The organism is Serratia ficaria (assembly GCF_900187015.1).
Taxonomy (GTDB): Bacteria; Pseudomonadota; Gammaproteobacteria; order Enterobacterales; family Enterobacteriaceae; genus Serratia; species Serratia ficaria.
Genome location: NZ_LT906479.1, coordinates 4,089,857 through 4,103,284, shown reverse-complemented (window position 1 = coordinate 4,103,284; position 13,428 = coordinate 4,089,857). Strand labels below are relative to the sequence as shown.

8 protein-coding genes, 2 tRNA genes and 3 rRNA genes are annotated in these 13,428 nt (G+C 54.9%); 7 read left to right on the top strand and 6 right to left on the bottom strand.

The annotated features are described in order from the left end of the window. Window positions 1–29 precede the first annotated feature (29 nt). The 5 genes from tsaA to metN form a co-directional block, all read right to left on the bottom strand. On the bottom strand, window positions 30–737 hold the full coding sequence (gene tsaA / locus CKW09_RS19380; RefSeq protein ID WP_095098959.1) for a tRNA (N6-threonylcarbamoyladenosine(37)-N6)-methyltransferase TrmO: 708 nt from the start codon (window positions 735–737) through the stop codon (window positions 30–32). Next, on the bottom strand, window positions 734–1,138 hold the full coding sequence (gene rcsF, locus CKW09_RS19375; RefSeq protein WP_061796693.1) for an Rcs stress response system protein RcsF: 405 nt from the start codon (window positions 1,136–1,138) through the stop codon (window positions 734–736). The genes tsaA and rcsF overlap by 4 nt, the downstream gene beginning before the upstream one ends. A gap of 114 nt (window positions 1,139–1,252) precedes the next feature. Beyond that, window positions 1,253–2,068: a MetQ/NlpA family lipoprotein gene (locus CKW09_RS19370; protein ID WP_095098956.1), complete on the bottom strand. Its 816-nt coding sequence runs from the start codon at window positions 2,066–2,068 to the stop codon at window positions 1,253–1,255. 118 nt (window positions 2,069–2,186) lie between these two features. Continuing rightward, window positions 2,187–2,840: a methionine ABC transporter permease MetI gene (locus CKW09_RS19365; protein ID WP_049198242.1), complete on the bottom strand. Its 654-nt coding sequence runs from the start codon at window positions 2,838–2,840 to the stop codon at window positions 2,187–2,189. Continuing rightward, complete coding sequence (metN, locus tag CKW09_RS19360; RefSeq protein ID WP_061796691.1) at window positions 2,833–3,864, bottom strand: methionine ABC transporter ATP-binding protein MetN; 1,032 nt, start codon at window positions 3,862–3,864, stop codon at window positions 2,833–2,835. The genes CKW09_RS19365 and metN overlap by 8 nt, the downstream gene beginning before the upstream one ends. A 187-nt stretch (window positions 3,865–4,051) precedes the next feature. Between metN and gmhB the strand changes: the two genes are divergently transcribed. The 7 genes from gmhB to CKW09_RS19325 all read left to right on the top strand — a co-directional run bounded on the left by gmhB (window position 4,052) and on the right by CKW09_RS19325 (window position 11,790). Continuing rightward, complete coding sequence (gmhB, locus tag CKW09_RS19355) at window positions 4,052–4,615, top strand: D-glycero-beta-D-manno-heptose 1,7-bisphosphate 7-phosphatase (protein WP_061796690.1); 564 nt, start codon at window positions 4,052–4,054, stop codon at window positions 4,613–4,615. Window positions 4,616–5,007: 392 nt separating this feature from the next. Continuing rightward, window positions 5,008–6,549, top strand: a 16S ribosomal RNA gene (locus tag CKW09_RS19350). A gap of 75 nt (window positions 6,550–6,624) precedes the next feature. Next, a tRNA-Ile gene (locus CKW09_RS19345) sits at window positions 6,625–6,701 on the top strand. 112 nt (window positions 6,702–6,813) lie between these two features. After that, window positions 6,814–6,889 (top strand) — tRNA-Ala (locus tag CKW09_RS19340). 219 nt (window positions 6,890–7,108) lie between these two features. Then, window positions 7,109–10,016 (top strand): 23S ribosomal RNA (locus tag CKW09_RS19335). Window positions 10,017–10,118: 102 nt separating this feature from the next. Then, window positions 10,119–10,234: ribosomal RNA gene (rrf, locus tag CKW09_RS19330) — 5S ribosomal RNA — on the top strand. The 16S, 23S and 5S rRNA genes sit together here with 2 tRNA genes alongside, the layout of an rRNA operon. A gap of 251 nt (window positions 10,235–10,485) precedes the next feature. Next, the gene (locus CKW09_RS19325; protein WP_061800377.1) at window positions 10,486–11,790 is read left to right on the top strand and encodes an MFS family transporter; all 1,305 of its coding nucleotides are present in this window, start codon (window positions 10,486–10,488) and stop codon (window positions 11,788–11,790) included. Between the two features lie 137 nt (window positions 11,791–11,927). Here CKW09_RS19325 and pssA read toward each other — a convergent pair whose 3' ends face one another. Continuing rightward, complete coding sequence (gene pssA, locus CKW09_RS19320; RefSeq protein WP_061800379.1) at window positions 11,928–13,283, bottom strand: CDP-diacylglycerol--serine O-phosphatidyltransferase; 1,356 nt, start codon at window positions 13,281–13,283, stop codon at window positions 11,928–11,930. Between the last annotated feature and the right edge of the window lie 145 nt (window positions 13,284–13,428).

The window sequence follows — 13,428 nt, the reverse complement described above, 5'->3', positions numbered from 1 at the left end:
CGGGTCGTCAAAAGAGAGACGGCGGAATTTTAACGCAGGTCGAGTGACAACACTTCGGTTTGCCGATCCACCACTCGCCAGCGCACGTTGAAATCCAGCAGCCAGACGGCGTACTCCCGTTCGGCCTCCTCCCCTTTACGATAGGCGGGGCGAGGGTCCTGCGCCAGCACCTGGCTGATAAAACGCCGCAGCTGCGGATATTGCGCCTGGTGCCGCTGCAGCTGGCGCTCGGCCTGCGGCGTGAAATGCACCGGCATATCGCCGACGGGAGCGGCCTGGGCAAACCCGGCGCGGGCCTGCGGCTGGCTCTCGGCAAACGGCAGATAAGGCTTGATGTCCACCACCGGCGTGCCGTCGACCAGATCGAGACTGCCCAGCTCGAGTACCACTTCACCGCCCCGGGCGCGCACGCCTTTCAGCGCGATCAGCGACATGCCGAGCGGGTTGGGGCGGAAGGTCGAGCGGGTGGCGAACACGCCCATCCGGGCATTGCCGCCCAGGCGCGGCGGGCGCACCGTCGGCCGCCAGCCGCCATCCAGGGTTTGATGAAAAATAAACATCACCCACAGATGGCTGAAATCGCTGAGTCCGCGCACCGCTTCCGCCTGATTATAAGGCGGCAGCAGCACCAGCTCTCCGCCACCGTCTTCGACTAACCCCGGTTGGCGGGGAACGGCGAATTTTTCTTTATACGGTGAACGGATAGTACCGATCTGATTGAAGACAAATTCGGTCATTTGGACGAGACGTTAAGCGCCGAGCCCTGACATACGGCCTGCTGATAGCAGCCGGCGACGCCGCTGACAATCTGGCAATCGTGCAGCAACACCGCGTTGGCCTTCATGTAAGAGGCGCGGATCTGCATGCGTTTGCGGGCGGTATTCAGATTTGGCGGCGAGTCCTGCACGGTGGTCTGGCAAGATTCGCCGGAGACTTCGCCCAGATCGCGGAAAGGCTTGCCCACGAGTTCTTCTGCACTTTTGTACAGTTTTACCGGAGCCGGACGCGCCGCTGGCGTGGTCTTGGCCGGTGCGGTTGCCGCCGGTTTGCTGGTGCTGTTTGTTGAGGATGGCGCGATACGTTGCGATGAGCATCCGGCCAGCGCGAGCGCTAACAAACAGAGAGGTAAAACACGCATTGAGATTCCTCTGCCTTAATGAAAGTGGCGCTATTGAAGCAATCTATGGTGGAAATAACAAGACGGGCCGTAGCCCGTCTTGCAATTATAGGAACAAATTTGGCGCTTAAGCGCTTACCAGCCTTTAACCGCGCCGCCGTTAAAGATTTTGTTGGCCGCTTCGTTCACTTCGTCAGACTGGTAGGCCTGAACGAATTTCTTCACGTTTTCCGCATCCTTGTTGTCTTCGCGGGCAACCAGCAGGTTGACGTAAGGCGAGTCTTTGTCTTCAACAAACAGACCGTCTTTCGCCGGCGTCAGGCCAATCTGGCTGGCGTAGGTGGTGTTGATCACCGCCAGGGCGATTTGCTGATCGTCCAGGGAACGCGGCAGCTGCGGCGCTTCCAGCTCTACCAGCTTCAGGTTTTTCGGGTTCTCGGTCACGTCCAGCACGGTTGGCAGCAGGCCGACACCGTCTTTCAGTTTGATCAGGCCCACTTTCTGCAGCAGCAGCAGCGAGCGGCCCAGGTTGGTCGGATCGTTGGGCAGGGCGATCTGGGAGCCTTCTTTCAGTTCGTCCAGCGATTTGATTTTCTTGGAATAACCGGCGATCGGGTAAACAAAGGTGCTGCCGACCGGCACCAGCTTGTAGCCGCGATCCTTGATTTGCTGATCCAGGTACGGCTTGTGCTGGAAGGCGTTCAGGTCGATATCGCCTTTGCTCAGCGCTTCGTTAGGCAGCACGTAGTCGTTGAAGGTCACCAACTCGACGTTCAGACCGTATTTTTCTTTCGCTACTTTCTGCGCCACCTCAGCGACCTGCTGTTCGGCGCCGACGATAACGCCGACTTTGATATGGTTCGGATCTTTTTCATCCTGACCGCAGCCTGCCAGAGCCAGAGTGCCGATCAGTGCGCCGATTGCCGCGATGGATTTAAATTTTAACGACATATCCCTTCCTCATTAGACTCGCATTATAAATACGCTTTACCCTATATCTTTCAAACCGCAGCCTTGTTGGCCAGGCTCTGAAATCTATGAACAGATAGCAGCGCAGTTGCTGTGAAAACTATTTATGGGTGACGGCCTTGACGATGCGATCGCCGCAGAACTGAATCAAATAGACCAGCACTACCAGTAATACTAATACGGTATTCATTACTGTGGCGTTATAACCGATATAACCGTACTGATAGCCGATCTGCCCCAGACCGCCGGCGCCCACCGCGCCGCCCATGGCCGAATAGCCGACCAGGGTAATCAGGGTAATGGTGGCGGCGTTGACCAGGCCCGGCAGGGCTTCGGGCAACAGCACCTTCTTGATGATCTGCATCGGCGTGGCGCCCATGGCGCGCGCGGCTTCCACCAGGCCCGACGGGATCTCCAGCAGGGCGTTTTCCACCATGCGGGCGATGAAGGGCGCAGCGCCGACGGTCAGCGGCACGATCGCCGCCTGCAGGCCGATCGAGGTGCCGACGATCATGCGGGTAAACGGAATCATCCATACCAGCAGGATAATGAACGGGATGGAACGGAAAATGTTCACCAGCCCGGACAGGATTTTGTACAGCGTATTGTTGGCGATGATCTGCCCCGGGCGAGTTACGTACAGCAGCACGCCAACCGGCAGGCCGAGCACGAAACCGAAGAAGCCGGAGACAAAGGTCATCATGACGGTTTCCCACACGCCACGCGCCATTAACCACATCATTGCCTCAGACATAACCCAGAACCTCTACTTTTACCTGATTTTCCTGCAGGAATTTAATCGTCGCCAGCGCGTCTTCGTCGCTGCCGTGCAGCTCCGCCAGCATCACGCCGAATTTCACGCCGCCGGCATAATCCATCTGGGCGCTGATAATGTTGTTGTTGACGTTGAAGCGGCGGGCGGCTTCGGACAGCAGCGGCGCATCGACCGACTGGCCGGTGAACTCCAGGCGCAGCAGCGGTTGACGATCGCCCTGGCGTTCCGGCGCCAGGCGCTTGGCATAGTCTTCCGGGATATCCAGATGCAGGGTGGACTGAATGAACTGTTGAGCCAGCGGGGTTTTCGGGTGCGAGAACACTTCGCTGACGCTGTCTTTTTCAATCAGCTGCCCCTGGCTTATCACCGCGACCTGGTCGCAGATGCGTTTCACCACGTCCATTTCATGGGTGATCAGCAGAATGGTCAGGCCCAGACGGCGGTTAATGTCTTTCAGCAGTTCGAGGATGGAGCGGGTGGTGGCCGGATCCAGCGCGCTGGTGGCTTCATCGCACAGCAGCACCTTCGGATTGCTGGCCAGCGCACGGGCGATCGCCACGCGCTGCTTCTGGCCGCCGGACAGGTTGGCCGGGTAGGCGTCGTGTTTGTCCGCCAGCCCCACCAGTTCGAGCAGTTCGGTGACGCGCTTCTTGATATCGGCGCGCGAAGCGTTGTCCAGCTCGAGCGGCAGCGCGACGTTGCCGAATACCGTGCGGGAAGACAGCAGGTTAAAGTGCTGGAAAATCATGCCAATCTGGCGGCGTGCGCGCGTCAGTTCGCTTTCCGACAGAGAGGTCAGATCCTGCCCGTCGACCAGCACCTGGCCGGAAGTCGGTCGCTCAAGCATGTTGGCGCAGCGGATCAGCGTGCTCTTACCGGCGCCGGAAGAGCCGATAACGCCGTAGATTTGCCCGGCAGGGACGTGAAGAGTCACGTCAGAGAGCGCGGTAATGGTGCGCGAACCCTGCTGGAACACTTTGGTGATGTTAGAAAGTTTAATCATATTCTTCTTATTTTAGCGTGGTTGCCCGTGGCTAGATAAAAGTAAACCTTGGCGTGGAACCAAGGTATGCTCAGATGTTAAGGCGTCTAGACGTCTAAGTCAACGATCAACACCGCTCTACGGCGTTCTCAGTACCCGGTAAAACATGCGATACTGTCGGCGTATTCAGGCCCTCAGGAGCAAACCGGTGACACAAAGCGTTCCAGCAATTTTTCTCGATCGTGACGGCACGATTAACGTGGACCATGGCTATGTCCATGAAATCGACGACTTCCAATTTATCGATGGCGTGATTGACGCCTGTCGCGAACTCAAAAAAATGGGCTTTGCGCTGGTCCTGGTGACCAACCAGTCCGGCATTGCACGCGGCATGTTCAGCGAAGACCAGTTTATGTATCTGACCGAATGGATGGACTGGTCGCTGGCCGATCGCGACGTCGACCTCGACGGCATCTATTTCTGCCCGCATCACCCGGAGGCGAGCCAGGAAGAGTACCGCCAGGTGTGCGACTGCCGTAAACCGCAGCCGGGCATGCTGCTGCAGGCGCAGCAGGAATTGAACATCGATATGGCCGCTTCCTATATGGTAGGTGACAAACCGGAAGATATGCAGGCGGCGATCGCGGCCGGCGTCGGCACTAAGGTGCTGGTGCGCACCGGCAAGCCGGTGACGGAACAAGGCGAGAAACTGGCCGATTGGGTGTTAAACAGCCTGGCAGACCTGCCGGAAGCCATCAAAAAGCGGGTTTAATAGGCGTTACGAATGAATAGTGAGCGGTCAGATAAAAAATGCATATTAACCCTTGTCATTCTGAACCGGCTCCCTATAATGCGCCTCCATCGACACGGAACATGTGAACAACTTCACAGAGTATCCGGGGGTCGCAGAGAAAAAATCCTGAAAATTAGGGTTGACTCTGAAAGAGGAAAGCGTAATATACGCCACCTCGAGTTAACAAGCGAAAGCGGCTAACTCACTGCTCTTTAACAATTTATCAGACAATCTGTGTGGGCACTCCACAAGACGATATCCAGCATCTTCGGATGCGAAAAAATATCAAGTCTTGAAGAGTGACTAACTGAAGTAAAATTCATGCAGTAACCTTTGAGCATCGCTTCACGAGTTGAAGCAAATCAAGCTTTTAATTGAAGAGTTTGATCATGGCTCAGATTGAACGCTGGCGGCAGGCCTAACACATGCAAGTCGAGCGGTAGCACAGGAGAGCTTGCTCTCTGGGTGACGAGCGGCGGACGGGTGAGTAATGTCTGGGAAACTGCCTGATGGAGGGGGATAACTACTGGAAACGGTAGCTAATACCGCATAACGTCTACGGACCAAAGTGGGGGACCTTCGGGCCTCACGCCATCAGATGTGCCCAGATGGGATTAGCTAGTAGGTGGGGTAATGGCTCACCTAGGCGACGATCCCTAGCTGGTCTGAGAGGATGACCAGCCACACTGGAACTGAGACACGGTCCAGACTCCTACGGGAGGCAGCAGTGGGGAATATTGCACAATGGGCGCAAGCCTGATGCAGCCATGCCGCGTGTGTGAAGAAGGCCTTCGGGTTGTAAAGCACTTTCAGCGAGGAGGAAGGGCGATGTCTTAATACGGCAGCGCATTGACGTTACTCGCAGAAGAAGCACCGGCTAACTCCGTGCCAGCAGCCGCGGTAATACGGAGGGTGCAAGCGTTAATCGGAATTACTGGGCGTAAAGCGCACGCAGGCGGTTTGTTAAGTCAGATGTGAAATCCCCGCGCTTAACGTGGGAACTGCATTTGAAACTGGCAAGCTAGAGTCTCGTAGAGGGGGGTAGAATTCCAGGTGTAGCGGTGAAATGCGTAGAGATCTGGAGGAATACCGGTGGCGAAGGCGGCCCCCTGGACGAAGACTGACGCTCAGGTGCGAAAGCGTGGGGAGCAAACAGGATTAGATACCCTGGTAGTCCACGCTGTAAACGATGTCGATTTGGAGGTTGTGCCCTTGAGGCGTGGCTTCCGGAGCTAACGCGTTAAATCGACCGCCTGGGGAGTACGGCCGCAAGGTTAAAACTCAAATGAATTGACGGGGGCCCGCACAAGCGGTGGAGCATGTGGTTTAATTCGATGCAACGCGAAGAACCTTACCTACTCTTGACATCCAGAGAACTTTCCAGAGATGGATTGGTGCCTTCGGGAACTCTGAGACAGGTGCTGCATGGCTGTCGTCAGCTCGTGTTGTGAAATGTTGGGTTAAGTCCCGCAACGAGCGCAACCCTTATCCTTTGTTGCCAGCGATTCGGTCGGGAACTCAAAGGAGACTGCCGGTGATAAACCGGAGGAAGGTGGGGATGACGTCAAGTCATCATGGCCCTTACGAGTAGGGCTACACACGTGCTACAATGGCGTATACAAAGAGAAGCGAACTCGCGAGAGCAAGCGGACCTCATAAAGTACGTCGTAGTCCGGATTGGAGTCTGCAACTCGACTCCATGAAGTCGGAATCGCTAGTAATCGTAGATCAGAATGCTACGGTGAATACGTTCCCGGGCCTTGTACACACCGCCCGTCACACCATGGGAGTGGGTTGCAAAAGAAGTAGGTAGCTTAACCTTCGGGAGGGCGCTTACCACTTTGTGATTCATGACTGGGGTGAAGTCGTAACAAGGTAACCGTAGGGGAACCTGCGGTTGGATCACCTCCTTACCTAATGATATCGATTCGCGTGAAGTGCTCACACAGATTGTCTGATGAAAAAGTAACGAGCAGAAATACCTTTATAGGCTTGTAGCTCAGGTGGTTAGAGCGCACCCCTGATAAGGGTGAGGTCGGTGGTTCAAGTCCACTCAGGCCTACCACTTCTTCCCTATGCTGCGTTATGCGCGCGGTCGTTTACCCAGGTAAACTTCCCTTCCGCATGCCTTGCCTAAGAAAGAAGTTGTATATCAAAGGTACTGCACGTGACTGTATGGGGCTATAGCTCAGCTGGGAGAGCGCCTGCCTTGCACGCAGGAGGTCAGCGGTTCGATCCCGCTTAGCTCCACCATATAGTCCGGTATTTCAATACTTCAGAGTATATTGGCGACAGTATGCTGCGAAGTATTTTGCTCTTTAACAATCTGGAACAAGCTGAAAATTGAAACATGACGGCTGAAACTTGTCCCTCCGTAGAAATATTGGGATGAGGAGTAACCTGTCATAGAGTCTCTCAAATGTTTGCAATGCGAAGTGTCGATTATTTATAAAAGACGCCTTCGGGTTGTGAGGTTAAGTGACTAAGCGTACACGGTGGATGCCTAGGCAGTCAGAGGCGATGAAGGGCGTGCTAATCTGCGAAAAGCGTCGGTAAGGTGATATGAACCGTTATAACCGGCGATACCCGAATGGGGAAACCCAGTGCAATTCGTTGCACTATCGTTAAGTGAATACATAGCTTAACGAGGCGAACCGGGGGAACTGAAACATCTAAGTACCCCGAGGAAAAGAAATCAACCGAGATTCCCCCAGTAGCGGCGAGCGAACGGGGAACAGCCCAGAACCTGAATCAGTTCTTGTGTTAGTGGAAGCGTCTGGAAAGTCGCGCAGTAAAGGGTGATAGCCCCGTACACTAAAATGCATTAACTGTGAGTTCGATGAGTAGGGCGGGACACGTGACATCCTGTCTGAATATGGGGGGACCATCCTCCAAGGCTAAATACTCCTGACTGACCGATAGTGAACCAGTACCGTGAGGGAAAGGCGAAAAGAACCCCGGCGAGGGGAGTGAAATAGAACCTGAAACCGTGTACGTACAAGCAGTGGGAGCACCTTCGTGGTGTGACTGCGTACCTTTTGTATAATGGGTCAGCGACTTATATTTTGTAGCAAGGTTAACCGTATAGGGGAGCCGTAGGGAAACCGAGTCTTAACTGGGCGAATAGTTGCAAGGTATAGACCCGAAACCCGGTGATCTAGCCATGGGCAGGTTGAAGGTTGGGTAACACTAACTGGAGGACCGAACCGACTAATGTTGAAAAATTAGCGGATGACTTGTGGCTGGGGGTGAAAGGCCAATCAAACCGGGAGATAGCTGGTTCTCCCCGAAAGCTATTTAGGTAGCGCCTCGTGAACTCATCTTCGGGGGTAGAGCACTGTTTCGGCTAGGGGGCCATCCCGGCTTACCAAACCGATGCAAACTCCGAATACCGAAGAATGTTATCACGGGAGACACACGGCGGGTGCTAACGTCCGTCGTGAAGAGGGAAACAACCCAGACCGCCAGCTAAGGTCCCAAAGTCATGGTTAAGTGGGAAACGATGTGGGAAGGCATAGACAGCCAGGATGTTGGCTTAGAAGCAGCCATCATTTAAAGAAAGCGTAATAGCTCACTGGTCGAGTCGGCCTGCGCGGAAGATGTAACGGGGCTAAACCATGCACCGAAGCTGCGGCAGCGACGCTTAGGCGTTGTTGGGTAGGGGAGCGTTCTGTAAGCCGTTGAAGGTGGCCTGTGAGGGTTGCTGGAGGTATCAGAAGTGCGAATGCTGACATAAGTAACGATAAAGCGGGTGAAAAGCCCGCTCGCCGGAAGACCAAGGGTTCCTGTCCAACGTTAATCGGGGCAGGGTGAGTCGACCCCTAAGGCGAGGCTGAAAAGCGTAGTCGATGGGAAACAGGTTAATATTCCTGTACTCGGTGTTGCTGCGAAGGGGGGACGGAGAAGGCTAGGCTAGCCGGGCGACGGTTGTCCCGGTTTAAGCGTGTAGGGGGGTGTTCCTGGTAAATCCGGAACGCTGTCAACCCTGAGGCGTGATGACGATGCACTACGGTGCAGAAGTAGTTGATGCCAAGCTTCCAGGAAAAGCCTCTAAGCATCAGGTAACACAGAATCGTACCCCAAACCGACACAGGTGGTCAGGTAGAGAATACCAAGGCGCTTGAGAGAACTCGGGTGAAGGAACTAGGCAAAATGGTGCCGTAACTTCGGGAGAAGGCACGCTGGCGCGTAGGTGAAGTCCCTTGCGGATGGAGCTGAAGCCAGTCGCAGATACCAGCTGGCTGCAACTGTTTAATAAAAACACAGCACTGTGCAAACACGAAAGTGGACGTATACGGTGTGACGCCTGCCCGGTGCTGGAAGGTTAATTGATGGGGTCAGCCGCAAGGCGAAGCTCTTGATCGAAGCCCCAGTAAACGGCGGCCGTAACTATAACGGTCCTAAGGTAGCGAAATTCCTTGTCGGGTAAGTTCCGACCTGCACGAATGGCGTAATGATGGCCAGGCTGTCTCCACCCGAGACTCAGTGAAATTGAACTCGCTGTGAAGATGCAGTGTACCCGCGGCAAGACGGAAAGACCCCGTGAACCTTTACTATAGCTTGACACTGAACATTGAGCCTTGATGTGTAGGATAGGTGGGAGGCTTTGAAGCGTGGACGCCAGTCTGCGTGGAGCCAACCTTGAAATACCACCCTTTAATGTTTGATGTTCTAACTCGGCCCCATAATCTGGGGTGAGGACAGTGTCTGGTGGGTAGTTTGACTGGGGCGGTCTCCTCCCAAAGAGTAACGGAGGAGCACGAAGGTTAGCTAATCACGGTCGGACATCGTGAGGTTAGTGCAAAGGCATAAGCTAGCTTGACTGCGAGAGTGACGGCTCGAGCAGGTACGAAAGTAGGTCTTAGTGATCCGGTGGTTCTGAATGGAAGGGCCATCGCTCAACGGATAAAAGGTACTCCGGGGATAACAGGCTGATACCGCCCAAGAGTTCATATCGACGGCGGTGTTTGGCACCTCGATGTCGGCTCATCACATCCTGGGGCTGAAGTAGGTCCCAAGGGTATGGCTGTTCGCCATTTAAAGTGGTACGCGAGCTGGGTTTAGAACGTCGTGAGACAGTTCGGTCCCTATCTGCCGTGGGCGTTGGAAGATTGAGAGGGGTTGCTCCTAGTACGAGAGGACCGGAGTGAACGCACCGCTGGTGTTCGGGTTGTCATGCCAATGGCACTGCCCGGTAGCTAAGTGCGGAAAAGATAAGCGCTGAAAGCATCTAAGCGCGAAACTTGCCTCGAGATGAGTCTTCCCTGGGCCTTTAAGGTCCCTGAAGGAACGTTTAAGACTAAGACGTTGATAGGCTGGGTGTGTAAGTGCAGCGATGCATTGAGCTAACCAGTACTAATGATCCGTGAGGCTTAACCTTACAACACCGAAGGTGTTTTAGAGAGACGAATAATTTTCAGCGAAGTTCTTAGATTGGTTCTGGTGGTTACGCGAGTAACGGCCAAGAATGAAACAGAATTTGCCTGGCGGCAATAGCGCGGTGGTCCCACCTGACCCCATGCCGAACTCAGAAGTGAAACGCCGTAGCGCCGATGGTAGTGTGGGGTCTCCCCATGCGAGAGTAGGACACTGCCAGGCATCAAATAAAACGACAAGCCCCATGCGAAAGCATGGGGCTTTTTGTTTTGGAAAAATAAAACCGCTGCAATTTCGCCTAACTTTCATCGCACTGTTTAATATTCATCACAAAAATCACGTATTTCACTTCACGTGATGCGATATTCTTCGCCTGCTATCAGGTTTAATTGTTAACTTATAGGCAACAACAAAGAAACAATTAAACGGCAAGACGCCGGCTTCCTTATTTTGTCTGGCTCGGAGAATAGATAATGACAGAAACAACTTCACCGCTTGGGGATGCCTCTACGCTGGCGGCTCAGGATAAAAAGCAGCGCATCTTTGCCATCGTCGGCGCTTCATCAGGCAACCTGGTGGAGTGGTTCGATTTTTACGTTTACTCCTTCTGCTCTATCTACTTTGCCGCCTCCTTCTTCCCGGCGGGCAACAGCACCACTCAGCTGCTGCAAACCGCCGGCGTTTTCGCCGCCGGCTTCTTCATGCGGCCGATCGGCGGCTGGCTGTTCGGTTACATTGCCGATAAGCACGGGCGCAAGAACTCGATGTTGATCTCGGTTTGCATGATGTGCGCAGGATCGCTGGTGATCGCCTGTTTACCCACCTATGAATCGATCGGCAGCTGGGCGCCGGCGCTGCTGTTGATTGCGCGTCTGTTCCAGGGGCTGTCGGTCGGCGGTGAATACGGTACCAGCGCCACCTACATGAGTGAGGTGGCGGTGAAAGGGCGGCGCGGATTTTATGCTTCGTTCCAGTACGTGACGTTGATCGGCGGACAGTTGCTGGCGCTGTTGGTTCTGGTGGCGTTGCAGCAGATCCTGTCCAACGAAGAGCTGAAGGCCTGGGGCTGGCGCATCCCCTTCGCGCTGGGGGCGGTGCTGGCGGTGGTGGCGCTGTATTTGCGCCGCTCGTTGAATGAGACATCCGATGCGAAAACCCGCAACCATAAGGATGCCGGATCGCTGAAAGGCCTGTGGAAGAATCGCCGCGCCTTCCTGATGGTGCTGGGATTCACCGCCGCCGGTTCACTGACCTTCTATACCTTCACCACCTATATGCAGAAATACCTGGTGAATACCGCCGGCATGGACGCCAGGCTCGCCAGCGGCATCATGACCGCCGCCCTGTTCATTTATATGCTGCTGCAGCCGGCAGTGGGGGCGTTTTCCGACAAGATCGGCCGCCGCAACTCGATGCTGATCTTCTCTACGTTGGCCACCTTGCTGACGGTGCCGATCCTTTTCACCCTGAAAAGCGTGACTAACCCCTATGCGGCCTTCGGCCTGATTATTTTGGCGCTGTTTATCATTAGCTTCTACACCTCGATCAGCGGGTTGCTGAAGGCCGAGATGTTCCCGCCGGAAGTGCGGGCGCTGGGCGTAGGGCTGTCTTATGCGGTGGCGAATGCCATGTTTGGCGGATCGGCTGAATATGTCGCGCTGTCGCTGAAGTCATTCGGCATAGAGAACGCCTTCTTCTGGTATGTCTCCGGCATGTGTCTGCTGGCGCTGATTGTTTCGCTCAGGCTGCATCGCAAGGGGCAAGAAATTCAGCTGTAAATCAGCCGCCGGTGAGCGGCAATAACAGGGAAACGACCAATAAGCGAAGCGGGCGCATAATGAAAACATCCTGTTGTCATCGCGTATAAAAAACCCCGGCATGGGCCGGGGTCTGCGACGTTTGAATTATAGCCGGATTACAGTATACGGCTAATCAACCGATCGATACGAATGCGGCGCAGACGGCGGATCAGTTTGCGCACCTTGATGGGGTACTGCTGGATGCTCTGCAGCTCCAGATAGTTGCCCACCACGGTGGTGTGAGTGCGGATGCACTCCAGCTCTTTATGCCGCTGTTCGCGCATCTCCTGCTTGGGATCGTGGATCAGGATGGCGTTCTCCAGATCCAGCCGCCAGGCGCGCGGATTGAGGTTATTGCCGGTGATCAGCTGCCACTCGTCATCCACCCACATGCCTTTCAGGTGATAGCTGTTATCGCCGTCTTTCCACAGGCGTACGATCAGTTGGCCGGTATCGATATAGCGCTGCAGGCGGCTGAGGAAACGACGCAGGTTGATTTCATACAGGTAAGGCAGCGCGCCGATGATTTTAAACGGCTGATCTTCCGGAATATAGAAGTCGTTGGCGGTCTTGTCGCCGACGATAATTTCCACCTGTTTGCCCTGACGCAGCAGATAGATGATATTGCGCACCAGCAGCGCCGGCAGGTTGAAATAGGGGGTGCACAGCGTCAGCTTCTGATCGGCGCACGACATCAGGTGATGAATGGTTTTATTCAGCACGCTTTGCTTGCCGAGCCCGACCAGCGGCGTGACCGCCAGCTCATCATTGCCTGCCTTGCCGCGGAATTGATAACCGGCGCGTCGCAAACCGAAGCGGAACAGACGGGTTTCGTTCTTGATCTCCGGGCTTTTCGGGCGATCGTCACGATCCAGGCGCTGTACGGCGCCGGCGGTCAGCAACTGTTGCTTGATGTAATCGATCAGGGTGTCGGCCAGCACGGCATTGGTGATCAGCTGGTAACGGTCGTAACGGTATTTCTCATGCTGATGCAGATAGACGTCGTTGATGCTGGCGCCGCTGTAAATCACGGTGTCATCGACAACAAAGCCCTTCAGGTGCAGCACTCCCAGCGCTTCGCGAGTATTGACCGGCACGCCGTACACCGGCACCGACTGGTCCGGATGCCGGCTCGCCATGGCGCAATACCAGTCGGCATTGGTATTGGCGGCGGCGGCGCCGATGCGCCCGCGCTGCGCGCGATGCCAGTCGACCAGGATGCAAATCTCCAGCTCCGGGCGCCGCTGTTTGGCCTGATAAAGCGCGTTGAGGATCTCGCGCCCGGCGTCGTCATGCTCCAGATACAGGGCAACCAGATAGATGCGTTGAGTGGCGTTAGCGATGGATTCCAACAGCGTGGTGCGGAAGTCAGCCGGTGTGTACAGAGTACGAACATCAGCCACCGTCTGGGGGAGTTTGGGCAGTTGTGCAAGGTGTTGTTGATGTTTGCTACGTTTAAATTTTGACAACATCACAGTGCGCTTCTTCTCTCATGATTGAATGGCCGGAACGCCACATGCATAAAAACAATAAATCGAATAATCGGGCGATAATACCACTAGTTGCCTCGATTGTGCGTATGTTTTGGCGTTAAGTGATGGATTCGTAGCGCATTGC

Excerpts from the sequence above, each read along its gene's own strand:
- tsaA (WP_095098959.1), bottom strand. The coding sequence starts at position 737 with ATGACCGAATTTGTCTTCAATCAGATCGGTACTATCCGTTCACCGTAT.
- rcsF (WP_061796693.1), bottom strand. The coding sequence starts at position 1,138 with ATGCGTGTTTTACCTCTCTGTTTGTTAGCGCTCGCGCTGGCCGGATGC.
- CKW09_RS19370 (WP_095098956.1), bottom strand. The coding sequence starts at position 2,068 with ATGTCGTTAAAATTTAAATCCATCGCGGCAATCGGCGCACTGATCGGC.
- CKW09_RS19365 (WP_049198242.1), bottom strand. The coding sequence starts at position 2,840 with ATGTCTGAGGCAATGATGTGGTTAATGGCGCGTGGCGTGTGGGAAACC.
- metN (WP_061796691.1), bottom strand. The coding sequence starts at position 3,864 with ATGATTAAACTTTCTAACATCACCAAAGTGTTCCAGCAGGGTTCGCGC.
- CKW09_RS19325 (WP_061800377.1), top strand. The coding sequence starts at position 10,486 with ATGACAGAAACAACTTCACCGCTTGGGGATGCCTCTACGCTGGCGGCT.
- pssA (WP_061800379.1), bottom strand. The coding sequence starts at position 13,283 with ATGTTGTCAAAATTTAAACGTAGCAAACATCAACAACACCTTGCACAA.